Raw genomic sequence first — 1,918 nt, 5'->3', positions numbered from 1 at the left:
GGTGGGGGCCGTACGCTTGACGGGTGGCGGGGCGATCCGTTTCCCGCCGGGCAGAGCGTGACCGGGTCGTCGACCACCGCGTATCGCGGAGGGTGAACGCCCGGGAGTCGCCCTCAGGGGCCCGCCTTGGTTACGATCTGCCACAAGTTCACCGGAGTGGGTGTTTCGAGGCTGTTGGGGGTCGGGATGGTTGCCGGTCGTGTGGTGCGCTTCGACAGCGCGCGGGGTTATGGATTCATTGCTCCCGACGACGGCGGGGAAGATGTCTTCCTGCACGTCAACGACATGTTGATGCCTGAATCGCAGATCCGCCGCGGCGTTGCCGTGGAGTTCGAGATCGAGGACGGCGAACGCGGTCCGAAGGCGTCCGACGTGCGGCTCGCACGCGGCGCGGACGGGAAGCCGCTGACGCCGGACGACGACGTCCTGTGCGACGTCCTGAACACCGAGGAGTTCACCCGGGAGGTGACGGAGACGCTGCTGTCCTCCGCGCCTTCGCTCACGGGCGAGCAGATCCTCCAGGTGCGTCAGGGCCTCGCCCAGTTCGCCAAGCATCACGGCTGGGTCGAGGGCTGATCCGGCAGGCATGAGGGGCGGGCGATGATCTCATCGCCCGCCCCTCAGCCATGTCCGGGCCCTGTCCGTCAGTGGCGGTCCCGGCCGACCGTCAGCGGGGCGGGCCGGTAGGGAAGGTAGGCGGCGCCGTCGAGGCCGAGGGCGGTGGCCGAGGTCTGGAGCGCGGCGGCGGTCGCGGAGGCGCCCCAACGGCCGCTGTCCACGCGGTCCTCCAGCGCGTGCAGGGCGGCCACGGTCTCCGCGGTGGTGAAGGCGCAGTGCCCCTGCCGGTCGACGTACGCCTCGCGCAGCAGCGCGCCGTCGCCCGCCGCGCGTACGCGCGCGCCGAAGCGGCTCTCCTGTTCGACGGGGACGAGGTTGTCGGCGATCGTGTGCACGTTCAGCAGCGGTACGGCGAGGCTCTGGCCGGCCGACGAGGTGCGGGCGGCGGTGCGGACGGCGGCCGGGTCGGCGGTGATGTCCGCGCCCGCGGTGAGGTGGGCTAGGTCGGCGCGCAGGTCGAGTCCGGCGGCCCGGTAGAGGGCGCGGACCTGGGGTGCGTGGACGGAGCCGGCGAGCAGCCGGTCGTAGCGGACGCCCTTGGTCCAGGAGTTGTTGCCGCCCACGGACTGCTCGACGGCGTAGCGGCCTCCTTCGACGAACGCGAGGATGCCCTGGGCGAACCAGGCGTACTGCTGCTCCTGCTGGGCGGCCCAGTCGGTGGGGGCGGGCTTGTCCTCGCCGGGTGCCCAGGCGGGGAGGTTGAGGAAGGCGGCGGCGAGGGCGACGCGTGCGCGGCCCTCGGGGGTCTTCTGGGCGGCGTTGACGGCGTCGGTGAGGCGCTGGGCGGTGGTGGCGGCCTCGGCGGCGGAGGTGAAGCGGACGAGTTTCACGTCCTCGCCGGGCAGCAGGAGGCGCGCGATCGTGTACTCGGCGTCGAGCTGATAGTTGTCGAGGTCGGTGGCGCCGGCGACCAGGCTGCACAGGCCGAGGGCGCCGTCGATGCGTCCGGCGCCGTCGCGGGCCATCTGGGCGTTGACGAGGCCGCCCATGGACTGGCCGACGCCGAGCACGCGCGTGGGACGGCCGATCTCGGCGGTGACGGCGTCGATCGTCTGGAACTGGTCGCGTTCCGCGCTCTCCAGGGCCCACATCGAGCCGTTCGGGTCGTACGACGATCCCGCGAGGGCGTACCCGCGCGCGAGGAGGTCGAGGCGGACGGCCTCGGAGGGGGCGTTGCGGGCGACGAGCCCGCTGAAGCCGTGGCTGAAGATCAGCAGGGTGCCGTTCCAGGCGGCGGGGACGTCGGCGATCCAGGTGGCGCCGTCGGCGAGGGTGCCGGTCAGGCGGGTGGGGGCCGGGG

At 72.8% G+C, this 1,918-nt stretch carries 2 protein-coding genes; one reads left to right on the top strand and one right to left on the bottom strand.

From position 1 onward, the window contains the following. Positions 1 to 186: 186 nt before the first annotated feature. A complete protein-coding gene (locus AOK24_RS36670) occupies positions 187 to 576 on the top strand; it encodes a cold-shock protein (protein ID WP_055724277.1) in 390 nt (129 codons plus the stop codon). A 68-nt stretch (positions 577 to 644) separates the two neighbouring features. Here AOK24_RS36670 and AOK24_RS36665 read toward each other — a convergent pair. Continuing rightward, the coding region (locus AOK24_RS36665; protein ID WP_055724276.1) for a hypothetical protein at positions 645 to 1,918 on the bottom strand (1,274 nt) is incomplete at its 5' end.

Source organism: Streptomyces niveiscabiei (assembly GCF_001419795.1).
In the GTDB taxonomy this organism is placed as follows: Bacteria; Actinomycetota; Actinomycetes; order Streptomycetales; family Streptomycetaceae; genus Streptomyces; species Streptomyces niveiscabiei.
The sequence above is the reverse complement of the archived record's forward strand: the minus strand, read 5'-3'. Positions and strand labels throughout refer to the sequence as shown.

Excerpts from the sequence above, each read along its gene's own strand:
- AOK24_RS36670 (WP_055724277.1), top strand. The coding sequence starts at position 187 with ATGGTTGCCGGTCGTGTGGTGCGCTTCGACAGCGCGCGGGGTTATGGA.